This is a genomic window from Shewanella cyperi (assembly GCF_017354985.1).
Taxonomy (GTDB): domain Bacteria; phylum Pseudomonadota; class Gammaproteobacteria; order Enterobacterales; family Shewanellaceae; genus Shewanella; species Shewanella cyperi.
Genome location: NZ_CP071501.1, coordinates 1,770,928 through 1,792,100, shown reverse-complemented (window position 1 = coordinate 1,792,100; position 21,173 = coordinate 1,770,928). Strand labels below are relative to the sequence as shown.

The 21,173-nt window shown below is 54.7% G+C and carries 21 protein-coding genes; 9 read left to right on the top strand and 12 right to left on the bottom strand.

Features of this window, described 5'->3' with window-relative positions; genetic code table 11:
• Positions 1-103: 103 nt before the first annotated feature.
• The 6 genes from fabG to yceD are packed head-to-tail and all read right to left on the bottom strand — an operon-like array spanning position 104 to position 4,573.
• A complete protein-coding gene (gene fabG / locus JYB84_RS07675; RefSeq protein WP_228289719.1) occupies positions 104-850 on the bottom strand; it encodes a 3-oxoacyl-ACP reductase FabG in 747 nt (248 codons plus the stop codon).
• 10 nt (positions 851-860) lie between these two features.
• On the bottom strand, positions 861-1,787 hold the full coding sequence (fabD, locus tag JYB84_RS07670) for an ACP S-malonyltransferase (protein ID WP_207322815.1): 927 nt from the start codon (positions 1,785-1,787) through the stop codon (positions 861-863).
• 55 nt (positions 1,788-1,842) lie between these two features.
• Complete coding sequence (locus JYB84_RS07665) at positions 1,843-2,802, bottom strand: beta-ketoacyl-ACP synthase III (RefSeq protein WP_207322814.1); 960 nt, start codon at positions 2,800-2,802, stop codon at positions 1,843-1,845.
• Positions 2,803-2,817: 15 nt separating this feature from the next.
• Entirely contained in the window at positions 2,818-3,846 is a 1,029-nt protein-coding gene (gene plsX / locus JYB84_RS07660) for a phosphate acyltransferase PlsX (RefSeq protein ID WP_207322813.1), read from the bottom strand.
• A gap of 15 nt (positions 3,847-3,861) precedes the next feature.
• Positions 3,862-4,032 carry a 50S ribosomal protein L32 gene (rpmF, locus tag JYB84_RS07655; RefSeq protein ID WP_011496728.1) on the bottom strand — a complete coding sequence of 57 codons (171 nt, stop codon included), beginning with the start codon at positions 4,030-4,032 and terminating at the stop codon, positions 3,862-3,864.
• 16 nt (positions 4,033-4,048) lie between these two features.
• Complete coding sequence (gene yceD, locus JYB84_RS07650; RefSeq protein WP_207322812.1) at positions 4,049-4,573, bottom strand: 23S rRNA accumulation protein YceD; 525 nt, start codon at positions 4,571-4,573, stop codon at positions 4,049-4,051.
• Positions 4,574-4,827: 254 nt separating this feature from the next.
• Between yceD and JYB84_RS07645 the strand changes: the two genes are divergently transcribed.
• Positions 4,828-5,415 (top strand): Maf family protein, encoded by a 588-nt coding sequence (locus JYB84_RS07645; protein WP_207322811.1) that lies wholly within the window; start codon positions 4,828-4,830, stop codon positions 5,413-5,415.
• Positions 5,416-5,488: 73 nt separating this feature from the next.
• Here JYB84_RS07645 and JYB84_RS07640 read toward each other — a convergent pair whose 3' ends face one another.
• Together JYB84_RS07640 and rluC are read right to left on the bottom strand one after the other, a co-directional pair.
• Positions 5,489-6,088: an HAD-IIIA family hydrolase gene (locus JYB84_RS07640; RefSeq protein WP_207323145.1), complete on the bottom strand. Its 600-nt coding sequence runs from the start codon at positions 6,086-6,088 to the stop codon at positions 5,489-5,491.
• Positions 6,089-6,132: 44 nt separating this feature from the next.
• Positions 6,133-7,095, bottom strand: a complete 963-nt coding sequence (rluC, locus tag JYB84_RS07635; RefSeq protein ID WP_207322810.1) for a 23S rRNA pseudouridine(955/2504/2580) synthase RluC — start codon at positions 7,093-7,095, stop codon at positions 6,133-6,135.
• 599 nt (positions 7,096-7,694) lie between these two features.
• On the opposite strand from rluC, the gene rne reads away from it, so the two are divergent.
• Both rne and JYB84_RS07625 read left to right on the top strand, forming a co-directional pair.
• A complete protein-coding gene (gene rne, locus JYB84_RS07630) occupies positions 7,695-10,919 on the top strand; it encodes a ribonuclease E (RefSeq protein ID WP_207322809.1) in 3,225 nt (1,074 codons plus the stop codon).
• A 176-nt stretch (positions 10,920-11,095) separates the two neighbouring features.
• Positions 11,096-12,652, top strand: coding sequence for a SulP family inorganic anion transporter (locus tag JYB84_RS07625; RefSeq protein WP_207322808.1), 1,557 nt, complete (start codon positions 11,096-11,098; stop codon positions 12,650-12,652).
• A 60-nt stretch (positions 12,653-12,712) separates the two neighbouring features.
• Here the strand turns inward: JYB84_RS07625 and JYB84_RS07620 are convergent, their stop codons facing one another.
• On the bottom strand, positions 12,713-13,618 hold the full coding sequence (locus tag JYB84_RS07620; RefSeq protein ID WP_207322807.1) for a bifunctional methionine sulfoxide reductase B/A protein: 906 nt from the start codon (positions 13,616-13,618) through the stop codon (positions 12,713-12,715).
• Between the two features lie 101 nt (positions 13,619-13,719).
• Between JYB84_RS07620 and JYB84_RS07615 the strand changes: the two genes are divergently transcribed.
• Together JYB84_RS07615 and ylqF are read left to right on the top strand one after the other, a co-directional pair.
• Complete coding sequence (locus tag JYB84_RS07615) at positions 13,720-14,559, top strand: isopenicillin N synthase family dioxygenase (RefSeq protein WP_207322806.1); 840 nt, start codon at positions 13,720-13,722, stop codon at positions 14,557-14,559.
• Positions 14,560-14,661: 102 nt separating this feature from the next.
• Complete coding sequence (gene ylqF / locus JYB84_RS07610; protein WP_207322805.1) at positions 14,662-15,606, top strand: ribosome biogenesis GTPase YlqF; 945 nt, start codon at positions 14,662-14,664, stop codon at positions 15,604-15,606.
• Between the two features lie 31 nt (positions 15,607-15,637).
• Here ylqF and JYB84_RS07605 read toward each other — a convergent pair whose 3' ends face one another.
• Positions 15,638-16,069 (bottom strand): low molecular weight protein-tyrosine-phosphatase, encoded by a 432-nt coding sequence (locus JYB84_RS07605; protein ID WP_207322804.1) that lies wholly within the window; start codon positions 16,067-16,069, stop codon positions 15,638-15,640.
• A 49-nt stretch (positions 16,070-16,118) separates the two neighbouring features.
• Positions 16,119-16,994, bottom strand: coding sequence for a DNA ligase (locus JYB84_RS07600; RefSeq protein WP_207322803.1), 876 nt, complete (start codon positions 16,992-16,994; stop codon positions 16,119-16,121).
• A gap of 219 nt (positions 16,995-17,213) precedes the next feature.
• Between JYB84_RS07600 and JYB84_RS07595 the strand changes: the two genes are divergently transcribed.
• On the top strand, positions 17,214-17,585 hold the full coding sequence (locus JYB84_RS07595) for a diacylglycerol kinase (protein WP_207322802.1): 372 nt from the start codon (positions 17,214-17,216) through the stop codon (positions 17,583-17,585).
• Here the strand turns inward: JYB84_RS07595 and hdfR are convergent.
• Complete coding sequence (gene hdfR / locus JYB84_RS07590; protein ID WP_207322801.1) at positions 17,582-18,454, bottom strand: HTH-type transcriptional regulator HdfR; 873 nt, start codon at positions 18,452-18,454, stop codon at positions 17,582-17,584. The two genes, JYB84_RS07595 and hdfR, sit on opposite strands and share 4 nt — an antisense overlap.
• A 133-nt stretch (positions 18,455-18,587) precedes the next feature.
• On the opposite strand from hdfR, the gene JYB84_RS07585 reads away from it, so the two are divergent.
• The 3 genes from JYB84_RS07585 (at position 18,588) to JYB84_RS07575 (ending at position 21,084) form a co-directional block, all read left to right on the top strand.
• A complete protein-coding gene (locus tag JYB84_RS07585) occupies positions 18,588-19,037 on the top strand; it encodes a DUF413 domain-containing protein (RefSeq protein WP_207322800.1) in 450 nt (149 codons plus the stop codon).
• Positions 19,038-19,057: 20 nt separating this feature from the next.
• Complete coding sequence (locus JYB84_RS07580) at positions 19,058-19,972, top strand: ATP-grasp domain-containing protein (protein WP_207322799.1); 915 nt, start codon at positions 19,058-19,060, stop codon at positions 19,970-19,972.
• A 248-nt stretch (positions 19,973-20,220) separates the two neighbouring features.
• On the top strand, positions 20,221-21,084 hold the full coding sequence (locus tag JYB84_RS07575; RefSeq protein WP_207322798.1) for a hypothetical protein: 864 nt from the start codon (positions 20,221-20,223) through the stop codon (positions 21,082-21,084).
• The last annotated feature ends 89 nt before the right edge of the window (positions 21,085-21,173 follow it).

The following is a 21,173-nucleotide window of genomic DNA, read 5'->3' as shown; positions in this document are numbered from 1 at the left end:
TGGTCGACATTGCAAGCCAAGTTTGCGTGGTCTAACCACGAAAACTCGCAAAAATGAGACCCTTATCGCCACTCAATTGCGACAGTATCCCTGCCATTCGCCCTTAAACCATGTACATGCCGCCGTTGACATGCAGAGTTTCCCCTGTGATGTAGGCAGCAGCGTCCGAGGCCAAAAAGAGCACAGCGTTGGCAATTTCTTGAGCCTGGCCCAATCTTTCCATCGGAACCTGGGACATGATGGCTTGTTGTTGCTCTTCAGTCAGCTCGTCCGTCATGTCGGTCTGGATAAATCCAGGAGCAATAGCATTAACCGTAATTTGACGAGATGCAACCTCTCTTGCGAGAGATTTTGTAAATCCAATCAAACCGGCCTTGGCTGCTGAATAGTTTACCTGTCCGGCATTGCCCATGGTGCCAACCACCGAGCCAATGTTGATGATACGGCCAAAACGCTTTTTCATCATGCTGCGCATCACAGGCTTGGACAGGCGGAACAGGGATGTCAGGTTGGTGTCCAGGATATCCTGCCACTCGTCATCCTTCATGCGCATCAGCAGATTGTCACGGGTAATACCGGCATTGTTGACCAGAATATCAACATCACCGGCCTTTTCTTTGATCTGGGCAAATAAAGTGTCCACAGATTCACTGCTGGTGACGTTCAACACCATGCCAAAACCTTTTTCACCCAGGTACTCGCCGATGGCTGCCGCACCGGATGCACTGGTGGCGGTACCGACGACGGTGGCGCCTGCGTCACGCAGTGTGAGGGCGATAGCCTTGCCGATACCACGGCTGGCACCGGTGACCAGGGCGACTTTACCTGTCAGATCCAGGGTTACACTCATGAAAAACTCCTTATTGAGTCAACGCAGCCAGCGAAGCCACGTCGTTTACCGCTTGGGCGGAAAGAGATTTATTAATTCTTTTTGTAAGTCCGGTCAATACCTTGCCAGGACCACATTCGATAAGCTGGGTTACACCTTCGGCCGCCATCAGTTCCACGGTTTCGGTCCAGCGCACGGGGCAATAGAGCTGACGCACCAGGGCATCGCGGATGCCATCGGCATTGTCCACCTTGGCCACATCCACGTTGTTGATCACGGGAATGGTCGGCATACCAAACTCAATACCGGCCAGTGCCTCGGCCAATTTGTCAGCCGCAGGCTTCATCAGGGCACAGTGGGAAGGCACGCTCACGGGCAGCGCAACGGCCATCTTGGCACCGGCAGCCTTACAGGCCGCGGCAGCGCGCTCAACTGCGTCTTTCTGACCGGCGATCACCACCTGCCCCGGGCTGTTGAAGTTGACCGGGCTGACTACTTCTCCCTCGGCTGACACTTCACAGGCCTTGGCAATGGCATCGTTATCCAGACCGATAATGGCGTACATGGCACCGGTACCTTCAGGCACGGCGGCCTGCATCAGCTGACCGCGCAGCTCCACCAGTTTAATGGCATCAGCAAAATTCACCACTCCGGCACACACCAGAGCGGAATATTCACCCAGGCTGTGACCGGCCAGCACGCTTGGCAATGGCTTGCCACTGGCCACATAGGCGCGCCATATGGCGACGCTGGCCGCCAGCAAGGCAGGTTGGGTCTTGTCGGTTTGATTCAGTTGCTCCACGGGACCGTTTTGTACCAGGGCCCAGAGATCGTAACCCAAGACTGCGCTGGCCTCGGCAAAAGTATCAGCGATAACTGAGTGTTCGGCGGCCAATTCGGCCAGCATACCCACGGCCTGTGAACCTTGGCCCGGGAAAACAAATGCGAATTTATCCATATTCGGTAACCTATTGGGAAGGGTTTAAAGAGGCCGGCAACTTGCCGGCCACTGATTAAAATCGAACCAGGGCACTGCCCCAGGCAAAGCCGGCGCCAAAGGCCTCCAGCAACAACAATTGCCCGCGCTTGATGCGACCGTCACGTACGGCTTCATCCAGGGCAATCGGCACTGAGGCGGCCGAGGTGTTGCCGTGCTTGGCCAGGGTCAGCACCACTTTATCCAAACTCATGTCGAGTTTTTTGGCGGTGGCGTTGATGATCCTGAAGTTGGCCTGGTGGGGCACCAGCCAATCTATGTCTGACTTTTGGATGTTGTTGAGGCGCAGGGTTTCTTCCACCACATGGGATAACTGAGTCACAGCCACCTTGAAGACATCATTGCCCTTCATGGTCATGTAACCCACAGCTTCTGAGGCTTCGCCCTTGCGGGGTGGGAAGGCACATTTGAGCAAATCGCCCTGACGGCCATCGGCATAAATATGGGTGTTGATTATGCCCTGCTCTTCGCTGGCACCCACCACGGCGGCACCGGCGCCATCGCCGAACAGGATAATGGTGGTCCTGTCCTCTGGCTCACAAAGACGCGACAGCACATCGGCACCTATGACCAATACCTTTTTCGCGGCACCGGTTTTGATGAACTGATCGGCTACCGACAAGGCATAAACGAAGCCTGAGCAGGCTGCGGCCAGGTCGAATGCCGGAATGGTATGAACCCCGAGCATGGCCTGAATTTCACAGGCGGCAGCGGGGAAGGCATTGCTGGCACTGGTTGTGCCGCAAATGATCATATCCAGCTCTGATGGGTCAATGCCTGCCATTTCAATGGCGCCCAGGGCAGCCTGATAGCCCATGGTGGCAACAGTTTCATCCACAGCGGCAATGCGGCGCTCTGAAATACCTGTGCGTTCAACAATCCACTGGTCACTGGTTTCCACCATTTTTTCCAGATCCAGATTGCTACGCACCTGCGCCGGCAAATAACTGCCGGTTCCAAGAATTTTTGTATGCATAGTGTTTAGGAGAAATCAGCCGTTGATGTCTAACAGAATCGACTCGAGGCGATCTTTAATCATCTCGGGGAGCCGACGTTGAGCCTCGGTAACCGCCAGATTGATAGCTTGCAAATATGCAGCTTGATCGGCATTACCATGGCTTTTTACAACTATTCCGCGCAATCCTATCAGACTTGCACCGTTATAGTGGTCGGGGTTCATCTGTTTGAGAACAGACTGGATCCTGGGGGAAATCACTCTCGCCAATAATCTTATCAGCCAACCCTGGGTCAGGCCCTGTTTTAATTGGTGCACCAACAGCCGGGCTATGCCTTCCGAGGTCTTGAGGGTGATGTTGCCGACAAAGCCGTCACAGACTATGACGTCGACGCAGCCGGTATAGATTTCGTCGCCCTCAATAAAGCCGGTGTAATTGAGTTGCGGGGTATGCAACAACAGTTGTGCCGCCTGCTGCACATCGCCATTGCCCTTGCATTCCTCAATGCCCACATTCAGCAGTGCCACCTTGGGACGGGATTTCTTTTCCACCGCCTCGCACAGCACAGAGCCCATCACCGCAAACTGAAACAGGGTCTCATAATCGCAGGAGACATTGGCGCCAAGATCGAGCAGATAGACGGGTTTTCCCGTCACCGCCGGCAGGCAACTGACCAGAGCGGGTCTGTCGACGCCGGGTAAGGTTTTCAGCAGCACCTTGGCCGAGGCCATCAGGGCGCCGGTATTCCCTGCACTGACACAGGCGTGGGCATGGCCATCACGAACCTGCTCTATGGCCAGACGCATGGAGCTGTTTTTGGCCTTGCGCAAGGCATGCACGGGCTTATCATCCATGCGCACCACTTCAGTGGTATGGATTAGGGAAACTCGCCGGGATAACTCGGGGTCTGCTGAACGCAGTATGGGGAGAATTTTGCTTTCATCGCCGACCAGGATCATCTTAAGGTCGGGATTTAGTCTAAGTGCCTGCAGGGCTGCAGGCACCGTGACGTGGGGGCCGTGGTCGCCCCCCATCGCATCCAACGCAAGCGTCAGATTCGTCATAAGCCTATCAACAAATTACTTGTTGATAACCTTTTTACCACGGTAGAAGCCATCGGCAGTCACGTTGTGACGCAGATGCAGTTCGCCGCTGGTCGCGTCTACAGACAGCTGAGCAGTGCTCAGAGCGTCATGTGAACGGCGCATGCCACGCTTGGAACGGGATTTTTTATTCTGTTGTACAGCCATGGGTCTGTCTCCTGGATTACTTGCTCTTCAGTTTTTCTAACACTGCAAACGGATTTGGACGCTCCTCTTGAGCGGGGTCAATCTCGCCTACCACCATATCTTGCGAACCCAGGCTGCAATCATTGTCTTCATGCGCCGGGATTAAAGGTACAGCCAATATCAATTCATCTTCGATCAATTGATGCAGACGTATCTCGCCAATTTCATTGCACTCAATAGGGTCATACGCATCCGGGAGCTCATCGATTTCCGCTTCTGTCCGGCAAGGACTGAAGCAAAAGTCGACCGTAACCTCAGTGGTAAAAAGTGTCATGCAACGTTGACATATCAGAGTGAGCTCCGTCACAGCCTTCCCTTTCAGGTAGACTATCCCCTGTAAATCCACGCCACATTCCAACGACACTGTCACATCGGAACAGTCGCCGGCACATAACTCATTCAATCGCTTCAGCTGCTTGCCAGGGACCACACCCTGAAAATCAAGGCGGCTCGAGGCTGCGCGAATGGGATCAATTGAAACCGGTATCTTTACTGTTTGCATAGGGCGCGCATATTATAGTTTCAACACGCCGGAGTCAAAGAAAAATTTCTGCATCTACTACCGACTTTGGCGGCTGTTGCAGTCCTCTCTCCGGCACAGAAATTGACGGACGCAAAATATTACCCAAGCCAAGGGGACAGCACAAGCCAAAAGCGGTCAAAATAAGCGCGTTCGCCAAGGCTGCCATGGACTTGTCATCGGGCAAGCAAATGGCAGACAATGACGCCATCCTTTCTTTGTGCTGTTCATCCGTAATGACTCCGAAATTGATTTTAGCTTCCACCTCCCCCTTTCGACAGCAGTTGCTCAATAAACTGACGTTGGATTTCGATACCATGGACCCGGGCGTGGATGAAAGTCCCCAAGAGGGCGAGGCGCCGCTGGCACTGGTAGAGAGATTGGCAAGGGAAAAGGCACTGGCAGTGGCCAAACGCTGCAACTTTCCGGCGTTGATCATAGGCTCGGATCAACTGGCAGTGTGTGATGACCATATTCTCGGCAAACCCCTGACGGTGGAAAACGCCATAACCCAGCTCAAACGACAAAGGGGCAAGACAGTCACCTTTTATACCGGACTGGCACTGGTGGATAGCCGGAACATGTCCTGCCAGAGCGTGGTTGAACCCTTTGAAGTGCGTTTCAGGCAACTGACTGATGAGCAGATTGAGCGCTACGTCGAGCTGGAGCAACCGCTGTGGTGTGCCGGCAGCTTTAAGTCGGAAGGTCTGGGAATTTGCCTGTTCGAGTCCTTGAGCGGCCGCGATCCCAATACCCTGGTGGGTCTGCCACTTATCAGCCTGTGTGAATTGCTGATGAACGCGGGTATGGACCCACTGGCCTAAAACCTGGACTTGCCTAAAATCAGGCCTTGCCTAAAATCAGGCCTTGATTTCAAGGCCCGTATAAAAGCCGTGGCTAAAGGTGGGTTAACAGCTCAATGGGCGAAGAGATAATCGCCAGGGGCTCTGCCCGGGTCAATTGCTCGGCGCTGTGGGCGCCGTAGTTGACACCTATGGCGGCAATGCCCGCATTATTGGCCATATTAAGGTCGTGCAACGAGTCACCTATCATCAGGGCTTTTTCGGCACACACACCCAGCTCAGCAATAATTTCGCTGAGCATTTGCGGATGGGGCTTGCTGTGGGTCTCATCGGCACAGCGGCTGGTATCGAAGTAATGTCCAAGACCGGTTTCAGCCAAAATGCGCTCAAGTCCCGCCCTCGCCTTTCCCGTAGCTATGGCCAGACGGTAGCCCTGCTCTCTGAGACTGGCCAAAAGGGTTTCTACGCCTTCAAACAAGGGGCTTGGCGTGCCATTGAGCACCAGATAATGCTCACGATAGCGGCCCATCATATGTGTTCGCTCAGCGTCGCTGAATTGCGGAAACAGCTGCGCCATCGCCAGCGGCATCGACAAACCTATGATATCGCGTACGGCCTGATCTGAGGGAACCGCCAACGCCAGCTCCTGTGCCAATGCCTGCATGCAGATGACAATCTTGTCGATGGAATCCATCAAGGTGCCATCCCAGTCGAAAATGACCAGGTCGAACCGACGACTCACTTCATCGGCTCCAGCTTGGTCAGCAAGGTCTGCAACTCGTCATCCAGCGGCGCTTCCATTACCATCTCGGTCTCGGTGTCAGGATGGGTGAATCTGAGTCTGGCAGCGTGGAGGAACAGGCGATTCAGTCCCAGGGCACGCATACTGTCATCAAACTTCTGCTCACTGTATTTGTCATCACAGGCAATAGGGTGGCCCTGAAACTGACAGTGCACGCGGATTTGATGGGTACGGCCGGTGACGGGACTGGCCTGCACCAGAGTGGCACCCTGAAAATAGTTGACGACCTGGAAACGGGTTTCGCTGGGCTTGCCATCACTGGACACCCGCACAATGCGTTCACCTGACTTCAGCGTCAGTTTCAGCAGCGGAGCCTTGACGACCCTGTCATGGCTTTGCCACTGGCCGCGCACCAGCGCCAGGTAATCCTTCTGCATCTGCTTATGCCTGAGCTGGTCATGCAAATGCTTGAGCGCACTGCGCTTTTTGGCAACCAGCAACACACCGCTGGTATCCTTGTCGAGTCTGTGCACCAATTCCAGAAACTTTTGCTGCGGCCGCAGGCTACGTAATGCTTCAATAACACCATAGTCCACGCCACTGCCGCCATGTACCGCGATGCCAGCGGGTTTGTTCAGCACTATCAGGTGCTTGTCTTCAAACAGTATCCTGTCTTCCAACTGGGACACCCGAGACAGATTGGCGGACGGCGCGGTGCGGTAGTCCTTTTCGGCCACGCGCACGGGTGGCACACGCACCTCGTCACCGATTGCCAACTTATATTCGGGTTTAATACGGCCCTTGTTGACCCTGACCTCGCCCTTACGAACGATGCGGTAGATCATGCTCTTGGGCACGCCCTTAAGCTTGCTCAATAAAAAGTTGTCGATACGCTGGCCGGCGTTGTCTTCGTCTATGGTGACGAACTGAACCTGGGTGGGGGAAGTTTCTGTACTCATGGTGAACCATCTGCAATAAACGCCGGGCATTGTACAACATGTGGCAAGAATTGTGGCTTTCCATTGCCGAAATTTTTGATTGTTGCTATTCTTCCTCGGCGCTGGTGGTTTTACAGTGGATAAAATGTTCACAACTCCCCTGCGCACACCGCGGTTTTACCGGAGTAAAATAAACGACCATTGGGTCGCAATTCATTGAATTGCAAACCGTATTTTTAGTACAAAATATCAAAACTCAGGTTTTATACGGTTAAACTCATTAAGTCGCCATTACAATATGGTTTCTGTTGAAAACCGTCCCGGATTCGAAGACTAATGTAACTTGTCACCGGACAACGACACTCGACTTTGGGCATTCACGGAAAGAAATTATTTGAATTTATGGGGTTGGTTGATGTTTTACAACGAATTCCTTGTTTTTGTAATCATTGAAAAATAAGCCATAAATCGGTAGCGACACGCAGAGATTGCGTCTAACAGCAATGCGCACCCAAAAAGCCTGACTTGACCGGCCGACAGGCCCCGTCCCGAATATGTCAGGCCCTGAATGCAGTCAATTGCCTTATCCGGTGACCCATTTAAAGAAGAATGACGTCACCATGAAACGTATGTTAATCAATGCAACTCAATCAGAAGAGTTGCGTGTAGCCCTGGTAGATGGGCAACAACTTTATGATCTGGATATCGAAAGTCCTGGTCATGAGCAGAAAAAAGCCAACATTTACAAGGGTAAAATCACCCGCGTAGAACCCTCTCTCGAAGCAGCCTTCGTAGACTATGGTGCCGAGCGCCACGGTTTCCTGCCCCTGAAAGAAATTGCCCGTGAATACTTTCCCAAGGGATACTCCTTCCAGGGTCGCCCCAATATCAAGGAAGTGATCAGCGAAGGTCAGGAAGTCATAGTCCAGATTGACAAAGAAGAGCGTGGCAACAAGGGCGCCGCCCTGACCACCTTTATCAGCCTGGCCGGTTCTTACCTGGTGCTGATGCCCAACAACCCCCGTGCCGGTGGTATCTCCCGCCGTATCGAGGGTGATGAGCGCACCGAACTGAAAGAAGCCATGTCGGATCTGGAAGTGCCTGCCGGCATGGGCCTCATCGTCCGTACCGCAGGTGTTGGCAAGGAATCCTCCGAGCTGCAATGGGATCTCAAGGTGCTGCTGCGCCACTGGGACGCCATCAGGGAAGCCTCCGAGACCCATCCTGCGCCCATGCTGATCCATCAGGAAAGCAACGTGATAGTGCGCGCCATTCGTGACTATCTGCGCCGCGACGTGGGCGAAATTCTCATCGACCACCCAAGGGTATTCGAAGAAGCCAAGCAACATATTGCTCTGGTGCGTCCGGATTTTGTTGAGCGGGTTAAGCTTTACAAGGCCGAAGTGCCACTGTTCACCCATTACCAAATTGAATCCCAGATTGAGTCGGCCTTCCAGCGCGAAGTACGTCTGCCTTCCGGCGGTTCGATTGTGATTGACCCCACAGAGGCCCTGACCTCTATCGATATCAACTCCGCCCGTGCCACAAAAGGCGGTGATATCGAAGAAACGGCCCTGAACACCAACCTGGAAGCGGCCGATGAAATCGCCCGTCAGTTGCGTCTGCGCGACCTGGGTGGTCTGGTGGTTATCGACTTCATCGACATGACCCCGGTTCGTCATCAACGCGAAGTGGAAAACCGCCTGCGTGATGCAGTGCATCAGGATCGCGCCCGGGTGCAACTGGGTCGTATCTCCCGTTTTGGTCTGATGGAAATGTCCCGTCAGCGCCTGCGTCCGTCTCTGGAAGAATCTGCAGCCCATATCTGCCCACGCTGTCATGGCCAGGGCACTATCCGCGGCACCGAATCTTTGGCCCTGTCTATCCTGCGTCTGATGGAAGAAGAAGCCATCAAGGAAAACACCTCGCAGATCGAGGCCATAGTGCCAGTGGACGTGGCCGCCTTCCTGCTGAACGAAAAGCGTAAGGCTATTCGCATCACAGAACAGCGCCATGAAGTCGAAGTGTACGTGATCCCGGATCCGCACATGATGACGCCTGACTTCAAAGTTATCCGCCACCGCAAGGATGACGAGATTGAAGAAGCCAGCTACAAGCGTACCGAAAAGCCTGAAACCAAGCTCTACGAGCCACGCAAACTGGAGCGCACTGCCGCCCCTGAGCCGGTGCTGAAAGGGTTTGGAACTCCCGTACCTATGGAAACCCAGGTCAGCAAGCCTGCTGCCGTTGCCAAGCCCGCTGCTGATGTGGCTGCGAAGCCAGGATTCTTCAGCCGTCTGTTCTCAGCCATTGGTGCCATCTTCACCCCTGCCGAAAAGCAGGAAGAAGTGAAAGAGAAACCGACCAAGACCGAAACCCGCCAAGGCGCCAACCGCAGCCGTACTCGTCGTCGTCCCGGTGAAGAGGGTGACAAGCGCGGTGGTCGCGGCGAAGGCAATCGCGGTGAAGGCAGCCGTGACGGTCGCCGTGGCGGCCGTACCAAGCAGGAAGCCCAAAGCAGCCGCGAAGACAAACCACTGCGTGAGCGTGAAGAACAGCCAAAACGTGAGCGCGCTCCCAAGCGTGAACGCGTTGAGCGTGAAAAGCCGGTTGAACAGGTAGAAGTTGCCCAGTTTGACGATGAACCCAAGCAGGAAGTGGTGCGTGAGCGTCGCCAGCGTCGCAACATGCGTCGTAAGGTCCGCATCAACGAGTCCCAGGAACTGAATGAACAAGTCCAGGTGGCTGCCGAAGTGGGTCAAACCGCCGAAATGGGTCAAACCGAAGTCAAAGTGGATGCGCCGCAGGAAGACAAGCCTGCCAAGCCACGTCGTCAGCCTCGCAAGCCAAAGAGCGAAGAGCAGATGGATGAGGCAGCCGAAACCAAGGCAACTGCAACAGAAGCAACTGAAGTGGTCGAAGCCGCTGAAGTTCTCGAAGACGCAGTCACCCAGGTCGCGGTATCAAACGAGTTCGCTGCGCCCCAAGGCGATGATGTTGACACCGATGCGATCGATGTCGATGCAGAGGTTTCCGACGAAGATAAGCCAAAGCGTGAAGGTCGCGATGGCCAACGTCGCAGCCGTCGCAGTCCCCGTCACCTGCGTGCCGCCGGTCAGCGCCGTCGCCGTGATGAGCAAGAAGCCAACGGTGAATTGCCTGAAAGCGATGAAGCTGTCGCTGAAGTGGCAACCCAGGTCGAAGCCACTTTTGTTGAAGCATCTGGCGTTGAAGCATCTGTTGTTGAGGCGCCCGTCGCCGAAGCAAACGTGACTGAAAGTGCCGCCTCTGCTGCCCCCGTTGTTGCAGGGATTGCCGCTGAAACTCAGGTTGTGGCGACAGAAGCGCCGGCTGCCAAAGCTGAATCCGCAGCGCCCGCGGCTGTTGAAGCGCCAGTAGTGGCTGCCCCTGTAGCCGAAACCGCTGTTGTCACTGAAGCTCCTGTTGTAAGTGAAGAAGTGGCTAAGCAAGACGCGGTTCAGGAACAGCTTGCTCCGGTAGCCGTCATCACAGAGAAGGCTGAAGTCGCCAAAACTGCAGCCGATGCAGCCAAGGCCACTGCCGCCAGCGCCCCAATGGCCAAACCGGAAGCCATCAAGCCGGTGAAGGCCCACAAGGTTCCCGAGGTCAAGGCTGCGCCGGTGAGCAACGAAGTTAAACCTGCCCGCGCCGTCAGCAGCCGCTTCGGCTCCATGGTCAGTTCAGATATGACCAAGCCTGTGGTGGAGAACCGTGAGCATGTGGCGACCCCCAAGGGCCGCGAGTATGATGCCTCCGACGCCAAGGCGACCGAATCCATGGTGAGCAAGGCCAACAGTGCCGGCTCGGACATGGCTCGCCCCTGAGGCTAAGCGGTAATGCACAAAAGGCCATGCGATGCATGGCCTTTTTGTTTTATCCCTTTTTATGTCATCCCTTTTCGTTTCCAGGCCACCGGACTTCATCCGGAAGCGCATTTTTGCTAGACTGCGCCGCTTGGAATTTTGTGATCACCGTCACCCTTAATTAACACGGGAACAGCATGTTTGATATTATCCGCCATAAATCCGCCAGCCACAGGGCCGATGTGCTCTCGGGGCTGACAGTTGCACTGGCACTGGTCCCCGAGGCCGTTGCGTTTGCCTTTGTCGCCGGTGTTGCCCCCATGATTGGCCTCCATGCGGCTTTTATCATGGGTTTGGTTACCGCCCTGATAGGGGGGCGTCCCGGCATGATCTCCGGCGCCACAGGTGCCATGGCCGTGGTGATGGTAGCCCTGGTGTCGAGCCATGGCGTCCAGTACCTGTTTGCCGCCGTACTGCTGGCTGGCCTGTTACAGATCGGCGCCGGTATCTTCAAGCTGGGTAAATTCATTCGCATTGTGCCCTATCCCGTGATGATGGGCTTCGTCAATGGCCTTGCCATAGTGATCTTCCTGGCGCAACTTGGTCAGTTCAAGGCACCCGATGCCGAGGGCCAGCTGCAATGGCTCACAGGCAACACCCTTTACCTGATGTTGGCCCTGGTGGCCCTGACCATGGCCATCATTCACTTTCTGCCCAAATTCACCACTGCCTTTCCGGCGTCACTGGCGGCCATACTGACGGTGACGGCTCTGGTGGTGGGGCTGGATCTGGATACCCGTACCGTTCTGGACTTTCTGCGCGGCATGAGTGGTGACGAGCACGCCACCATAGCCGGCAACCTGCCGATTTTTGCCCTGCCCGAGGTGCCCTTCAGCCTGGAAACCCTGTCAATTATTCTGCCCTACTCTTTCGTGTTGGCGGCCGTGGGGCTGATTGAATCCCTGCTGACCCTGACAGTGATTGATGAGATGACAGGCACCCGTGGACGCGGCAATAAGGAATGTATAGGCCAGGGTGTGGGTAACGTCACCAGCGGTCTGTTTGGCGCCATGGGTGGTTGCGCCATGATTGGTCAGTCGATGATTAACATCAATTCCGGCGGCCGTGGTCGTCTGTCGGGGATAACGGCGGCGGTGGCACTGCTGATCTTTATCCTCTTTGGTGCCGACTTTATTGAGATCATCCCGTTGGCCGCTTTGGTGGGCGTCATGTTCATGGTGGTACTGGGCACATTCGAGTGGGCCAGCTTTAAAGTCATGCGCAAGGTGCCCAAACACGATGCCTTTGTCATAGTGCTGGTCACCACTGTGACCGTATTTACCGATCTGGCCTTTGCGGTCTTCGTCGGCGTGATAGTGTCGGCGCTGGTGTTTGCCTGGGAGCACGCCAAGCACATCAATGTGCAAACCCGCAACGATGCCAACGGCTGGAAGGTGTATGAACTCAATGGCCCGCTGTTTTTCGGCTCAGTATCCCACTTTCTGGAACTGTTTGATGCCAAGGCCGATCCCGACGATGTGATTGTCGACTTTGGCAATTCCCGGGTCGCCGATCACTCGGCACTGGATGCCATTGATACCCTGGCGGAGCGTTACGCCAGTCAGGGGAAAAAGTTGCACCTGCGGCACCTTAGCCAGGATTGTCGTGCCCTGCTGGCCAAGGCCGGCGATCTGGTGGAAGTGAATTTAATGGAAGATCCCCACTACAAGGTGGCGGACGATAAACTGGATTAACAACAAAGGCGGCCATTGGCCGCCTTGTTTTTTTACACAGCTTCGTTGGGGCAATAGCTGTCAGCGCCTGCGCAGCGCGGCAAACTGCGCCCTGAACTTGTCCACCTTGGGGCGCACCACAATAGCGCAATAGGGTTGCTCCCCATGGTGGGCGAAGTAATCCCTGTGGTAGTCCTCTGCCGGGTAAAAACCGTCAAAGGCGCTTACCTGGGTCACTATGGGCCTGTCCCATAATTTGGCCTCATTCAATCTGGTAATCATGGCATTGGCGCTTTGCGCCTGCTGCTCATCGTGGATGAAGATCACCGAGCGATATTGGGGGCCCACATCATTGCCCTGACGATTAAGAGAGGTGGGATCATGGATCTGGAAAAACACCTCAAGCAGGGTTTCAAAGCTGATTTCATCGGGGTTGAAGCTCAGCTGCACCACCTCGGCATGGCCGGTATGGCCGCTGCACACCCGCTTGTATTCGGCATCGGCTTCGGTACCACCGGCGTAGCCTGAGACCACGGAATGCACGCCTTTAAGCTCCTTGAACACAGCCTCAAGGCACCAAAAACAGCCGCCCCCCAGGGTCGCCTTTGCCATGGGCTCGCCTGCAGGCTCTTCTTCCAAGGGTTTGAAATGCAAAGACACTGAGTTGACACAGTGGCGTACATTTTTGGGTGTCAGCAATTCACCCTCAAATACGTGGCCCAGGTGACCACCGCAGTGACTGCAGACGATTTCCACCCTGCGGCCGTCGGCGTCCGGATGGCGGTTAACCGCACCGGGAATTTCATCATCAAAGGCGGGCCAGCCACAGTGGGCATTGAATTTATGCTCAGACAGGTACAGGGGGGCATCACATTTGCGGCAGCAATACACGCCCTTGGCGCTGTGCTGATAATACTCGCCACTGAAGGGACGTTCAGTGCCCTTTTGCTCAATCACAAAACGCTCGAATTCATTCAACTGTCGCATTCTTCTCTCCTTGTCCCTGGGCTCCCGGCGGTATTTGCGCTTGAAGGGCTGCGCGGCTACACTGGCGCCGGGGTTAACCACAATAACAAAAGAAACATAAAATGAAATTGGAAACTATTGATTACCGCGCGCCGGACAGCGCACAACAATTTGTTCAGTCACTGCGGGATACCGGATTTGGCGTACTGTCAAACCACCCTATCCGCCAGGAACTGGTGGAAGCCATCTACAAAGAATGGCACGCCTTTTTTCAGAGTGACAACAAGCTGGAATTCCTGTTCAAGCCCGAAACCCAGGATGGCTTTTTCCCAAGCGAAGTATCGGAAACCGCCAAGGGTCACACGGTCAAGGACATCAAGGAATATTATCATGTCTATCCCTGGGGTCGCATTCCCGATAGTCTCAAGGAAAATATCCTGACCTATTACCGCGAAGCCAATGCCCTGGCGGCAGAGCTGCTGTCTTGGGTGGAAGCCCACAGCCCGGAAGACGTCAAGGCGCACTTCTCCATGCCGCTGCCTGACATGATAAAGGACAGTCAGAAGACGTTGCTGCGGGTACTGCACTATCCACCGATGACAGGTGATGAAGAGCTCGGTGCCATCCGCGCCGCCGCCCACGAGGATATTAACCTGCTGACCGTATTGCCGGCCGCCAACGAGCCGGGATTGCAGGTGCAGGCCAAAGACGGCAGCTGGATAGATGTGCCCAGCGACTTTGGCAATCTCATTATCAACATAGGGGATATGTTGCAGGAAGCCTCGGGGGGCTACTTCCCGTCCACCTCCCACAGGGTGATCAATCCCGAGGGAGCCGACAAAACCAAGTCGCGGATTTCCCTGCCATTGTTCCTGCATCCCAATCCTGAAGTGGTGCTGTCCGAGCGTTACACCGCCGACAGTTACCTGATGGAACGCCTGCGGGAACTGGGCGTAATTTAAAACGGCATCAATCGAAAGCGTCCAACAGGACGCTTTTTTTGTACCCGGGGAGCAATACGGGTAGAATAGCCGCCCTTATTCAATGGCAGGAACAAGCAGACTATGGCAATTCAATGGTATCCGGGACACATGCACAAGGCGCGCAAGGAAATTGCCGAGGCCATGCCCCAGGTGGATCTGGTCATTGAAGTGCTGGATGCCCGCATCCCCTACAGCAGTGAAAACCCCACGGTGACTCAGCTCAGGGGGGATAAACCCTGTATCAAGTTGCTGAATAAATGCGATTTGGCCGATCCCGAAGTCACCGCCCGTTGGATTGAATTCCTGGAGCAGGAGCAAGGGGTTAAGGCCATGGCCATCACCACCTTGCAACCGGGTATGCTCAAAACCAGCATTCCTGATTTATGCCGCAAGCTGGTGCCATCGCGCGACAAGGTTGAAAAAGACATACGCACCATGATTATGGGCATTCCCAACGTGGGCAAGTCCACCATAATCAACACCCTGGCCGGTCGTGTCATAGCCAAAACCGGCAACGAACCAGCGGTAACCAAGGCACAGCAGAGGATCAACCTCAAAAACGGCATAGTGCTGTCAGACACCCCGGGGATCCTCTGGCCCAAGGTGGACAACGAAGCCAGTAGTTACCGTCTGGCGGTGACAGGTGCCATCAAGGACACCGCCATGGAATACGAGGATGTGGCCCTGTTTGCCGCAGGCTACCTGCGCCAGGCCTATCCCGAAGCCGTGATGGCCAGGTATAAGCTCGATGAAATGCCCGCCGATGACATGGGACTGCTGGAGGCCATAGGCCGCAAGCGTGGCGCCCTGCGCCCCGGTGGGCACATAGATTTGCACAAGGCTTCTGAGTTGCTGTTGCATGAATTCCGCAGCGGTAAAATCGGTCTGCTGTCCCTGGAAACGCCGGAAATGGCCAAGGCCGAGCAGGCTGAAGTAGAGCGGATCCTGGCCGAAAAAGCCGCCAGGGAAAAAGAGCGCAAGGAAGCGGAAAAACTGAAACGCTCGGGAAAACGCATCCAGAACTAAGACTACGGCGCCTCGGGCGCCGTTTTCGTCTTCAGCGCTGCAGCTCGGCAATCAAACCGTCGGCGGCCTGCTCCAATAAATCCAGTACCTGTTCAAAGCCACTTTCGCCACCATAGTAGGGATCCGGCACCTCGCTGACACCATTATTGGCATAGGCCATCACCAACTTGAGTTTATGCTTGTGCTCCCCCGGGCAGCGCAGGTGCAAATCGGACAGGTTTTGCTTGTCGGCTGCCAGGATCAGATCAAAACGCTCAAAGTCGTCTCCCACCACCTGGCGGGCACGCATCTGGGCAAAGTCATAGCCCCGCAGATTACCGGCGGCTTCGGCGCGGGGATCGGGGCGTTCGCCCTGGTGATAACCTATGGTGCCGGCAGAATCTATCTCAAGCTCAAGACCAGCCCTCAGGCTGCGCTGCCGAAAAACCGCCTCGGCGGTGGGAGAGCGACAAATGTTCCCCATGCAGACAAACAATACGGAACGAATTATGGTGGTCAAAATATAGCCTCGGTCATGATTGAGGTGGTCGTACACGCCAAAACCTGGCGCCCCTGGGTACGCCTTTGGCGCTCAGTCCCCGGTATTGAAAGCTTATCACAGTCCCCAACTGCGGAGGATGACGCCTGTGCTCCAGGGTCAGGCCGGCGCTGAGATAAAACTCCAGTCCTTCAGGAGTTCTCAATTTGAGCGAACCCAGCATACCGCTGAATTCGCCCTTCCCCGCCCGGTACCCTATCACAGTCGCTTCGGCATCCAGCAGCGGCTTAAGCTTGATAAGAGCTGTGTTGCGCCCTTCCTGATACAGGGCTTGTTTGTGATGCAGCACCAGCCCTTCGGCCCCAGCGGCCACCCGCTCATCAAACAAACGCTGCAACTCGGCCACACTGCCAATGCTCAGCTGCGGGACTATCCGCCGCACGCCCTTATCCCCCAGTGCCAATAACCACAAATAGCGCTCGGCAAAGGGACGATTTTGCATCGGGGTGTCGAATACCATAAATCGCAGTTGCTGCCACAATGGATTATCCAGTCTGCCCCGGATAAGTCCGGCCACGGCTTCAAATTGCCCCCGACCAAGCCACAGCTCCCCTTCCAGAGGCTGCGCCGGAAAATCGTTGACGAACCAGACCGGCAGCGCAATTGGCTTGCCCTGTTTGCTCCACATGGCTTTGCCATCCCAGCGCCCGCGAACACCATCATATTTTTCGCTGATCAGGTAATCTTCAAGCATCACATTCGGCGGTAATTCGGTGCGCCCTATCAGTTCCAACGGCGCCAACCGGCTCGGCGTCAAGGCTGCAAGCTTGTCGACTGCCGCCGAAAATGACGGGCCCGGCATACACAATGCCAGCAGGCAGATAACCATTCCAGACAGGTGATGCCCCATAACTTCCTCCTTGAAGTGTCAGTCCACGGCCTGTGGACGAACTGCGGGTAACGCCAAGTATAGGCGCGAATATAGGGCCGACAGCTTAACCAAGACATCTTCGGCTGTTATACTGCCGCCTTTTGTGGCATGGCTTACCGTCAACTGCACCGCAGGCCTTTTACTGGCCCGGGGTTGCAACAATCAAGAGCCGGTCATTTTCCAAAGCAAGGTAGAACTATGAAACCCGCCAACAACCATGGCATCAAGCGCGTAATACGCGCGACAGGATTCTCATTCAAGGGCTTGAAATCGGCCTGGACCCACGAAGCCGCCTTCAGGCAAGAAGTGATGTTGGCTGTGCTCTTGTTGCCAGTGGCGGCATGGGCGCCGGTCTCCATGGTGGAAAAACTGCTGCTGGTGCTGACAGTGTTTATCGTGCTGATAGTTGAGTTGCTCAACTCAGCAATCGAAGCCGTGGTGGACAGGGTTGGGGAGGAGATCCACCCCCTGAGTGGGCAGGCCAAGGACATTGCCTCGGCCGCGGTATTTATCAGTTTGTGCCTGTGTGGCCTCACCTGGGGCGCAATTCTGTTGCCACTGCTGGCCTAGGCCAGCAGCTCTTCGGCATCATCTTCATCTTCCCGACGCAAAAAACCTATCGCCTGTTCAATTTGGGGCAGTCTGTCATTCTGGGCCCAATAGACGACATGCACATTGCGGGGAATGGCAGCCGCACCGGTCACCAGATGTAAACGCCCCCTGGCAAGCAAGGGGCGAACCATATGGTCAGGTAAAAAGGCGCTGCCGCCATTATTCAGTACAAAGTCCAGTGCGATCCGCGATGAACTGGTGTGCAGTACCGGCAATGGCAACATGCCGTATTCCTGGGCATGGAGAATATTGAACGCCGTGCCCCAATCCACCTTGATGTACCTGTGCTGACTGCACTCGTCGAGGGTCAGCGGACCGTCGCTTGACACCAGCTGCAGCTGCACGACACCCACTCGCACCTGCTCGAAATCATCAAGTTTGGGCGGGTCGAAGGAAATAGCGATATCCAGGGTGCGTTCCATCAATTGCCTGGTCATCACATTTTGAGGCAACACTTCGGTGCGCAGCGCCACCCCCGGAAGCCCCTGATGCAGACTTTGCAGGTGTCCCTGTAGATAGGCATCCCAGATATTGGGACCGGCGCCAATGGTGAGCTGGGTCGATTGCAACAGACTCAGGGACACATCCTGCTTGGCTCTCTCCCAAGCGGTCAGCACGGCTTCGGCATGCCCCAGCATGCGCTCGCCCGCCGGTGTCGGCTGAATATTGTTACGCTGACGTTCAAACAGCTCAACGCCAAGCAGGGTCTCCAGTTGTTTGACCCTGAAACTGACCGCACTGCGTGTCAGGTACAGATTCTCCGCCGCCTTGCCGAAATGGCGGGTGCGCGAGACTTCCAAAAAGGTTTTCAGCAGATCCGTGTCCATAAAATATCTTTGACCAAAAACGACAAATTTTTTTGATTTCTAATTCAATAATACTAGCCAATACTCCAGTTGCAAATCGTACCCAGAGTAATGTTTTTGTTGTATCAAGAGTCAATCAAGCAAGGAAATCACCATGTCTCAACAGGCTTTTTCAAACGAAAATGGCAAACCGCAGACAAGCACTGTCGCAGTTACCGGCTTTCAGGCAAAAAGGCGCTTTTACGATGATATCAATTTTCCCAAGGGCTTCAGACGCTGCGGTGATTTTACCAGTAAAGAAGCGGATTTACTGGAACAATATGGTCAGGTACTGAAAGATCTTGCCGAAGGAAAGCAATTACCTGCCACCGCCGACGAAGCGCAATTTGTCGAAGTCGCGAGCGGACGGCTGGCCCCCAGTAGCTTGTTTGAGCACTTATGGGTAAAGTATTGCAAACTGGCGCAGGGAAAACCCTTTTATGCCGTGGTTGGCACAGTGCACGCGCCCGCTACCGCCCCTGAGCCGGATCTGACATTCGACGACATCGATGACGATGATGAAGACGCTCCGGCCGATGAGGAGGAGCTTAAGGACACTCCATGAAAATCAAGGTTAAAGACTAAATGCGCGGCTGGATCCTCTATAAAGAAACCGCGACTCAGTTAAAACCTGAATTGTATGAAATCAATCGTTTGCTTGAGGCCGCCAAGGCCGACAACATAGATCTTCAGGTCTATGGGCCCGACGAGTTTGACCTGACAGTCACCCGCGAAGATAACAAGAGTATCTTGTTGAACGGGCAGCCAGTGGAGCTGCCCGATTTTATTATTCCCCGCATGGGTTCAGGTACCACCTATTTTGCCCTGGCCATCATACGCCATCTGGAACGTCTGGGGGTCTATTGCCTCAATCCTTCCAGGGCCATAGAAACGGTCAAGGACAAGCTGTTTTCCCAGCAATTGCTGGCCGAGAAAAATTTGCCGACCCCCAAGACCATGCTGGTGAAGTTTCCGGTGGACATAGATCTGGTGGAACGGCACCTCGGCTTTCCCGTGGTGATTAAAACCCTGTCCGGTTCCCAGGGCAGTGGGGTGTTCCTGTCCCACAAGGCCCGGGAGTTTGACGATCTGATGCAATTGATCGAGGCCACCAACAAGAATGCCAACATCATATTGCAGGAGTTCATTTCCAACAGCCATGGCCGGGATCTGCGGGTATTTACCATTGGCGGCCGGGTGGCGGGATGTTATGAACGCCGTGGTCAGGAAGACAGTTTCAAGGCCAACGTCAGCGCCGGTGGTTCGGCACGTCCCTTCGAGGTCACACCGGAAATTGAATGGCTGGCAACCCAAACCGCCAACATTCTGGATTTGGACGTGGCCGGTATTGATCTGCTGTTCGACAACGGTCACTACAAGATCTGCGAGGCAAATTCATCTCCTGGCTTTGAGGGCCTGGAATCTTGTCTGAACGTCGATATTGCCGCCCAGATCCTCCATTTTATCCGCATCCGCCTGGGGATGTTCAATCGGGATTGATCACAAAAAAGCCCCGTTTCTTAGCGTCAAAAGCGCCGTTTTCGGCGCTTTTTTGACATCTGCGGAACAAATTCTGCACCAGATCAAAATATATACAAATATCTTGATACAAATGTTTCACATCAGTCAGTCATTGGTTTACACTGCCCTTCGTTGTCGCGGCATTCCATACCATAAAAACACCCGCCGCCCGGCCTGAAACCGGATGCAACACCCCGAGTAACACAATCTGTATCAGGAGCAGCTGAATGTTTAAAGCTCTCGCATTATGCACCGTAACGCTGGCAGGGGTGAGCCAAGCGTGTAACGCCAAGGACATGACCATACAGGTTGGCGGCTTTTACTCTCAATCGGACTCCAGCATAGACGTGACCGATCCTACGATCGGCCAGAACTATCGACTGGACTTCGAATCTGATCTGGAACTGGCGGAAAGTCAGTTTCTGCCAACCGCTGCATTCGAATACAGGTTCAACGATCGCCACAGCTTCTACCTCGACTGGAAACAGCTGCACCGCGACGCCGAGACCCTGGCCGTCAGTCGCCCCTTTCAGGTGCAAATCGATGACACCATTTATGAGGTCAAGGCCGGTGGTAAACTGGCCACCACGCTGAACATAGATATCGCCCGTATAGGTTACGGCTATGAGTTTCTGCAGGGCAACAATTACAGCCTGGGCGTGTCTCTCGGCCTGCACGCCATGTTTATCGACTCCATGTTCGAAGGCACCATCAGCGCCTGCACCAGCAGCCAACTCAATAACAACGTCTGTGGCACCCAGGCCATCCCCCGGGTTGTGGATGAAAGCGTAACCGCGCCATTACCCGACATTGGCCTGTTTGGCAGCTACGAATTCCTGCCGGGCTGGAAACTCAGTGGCCACGCCCAGTACTTCCAGATCAAAGTGGATGATATCAAGGGCTCGCTGGTGGATGTGCGTGCCGGGATCACTGCCGATCTGGGTGACAACTGGCAGATGAGTGTCGCCTACAACTATTACAAGGTTGATGTGGACGTGCATCAAACCGGTGACAACCAAGTCAAGGTGGCCGACTACAATATAAGTTACAGTTTTATTGGTCCCATGTTTTCCGTCAGTTACAGGTTCTAAGCCGTATACAAATTCGCACGAAAGAGTGGCTGGTTTGGATTGACTAGTCCGGCCAACTGCGGCGACACTTAGCGGCAGTAATTCAGGTT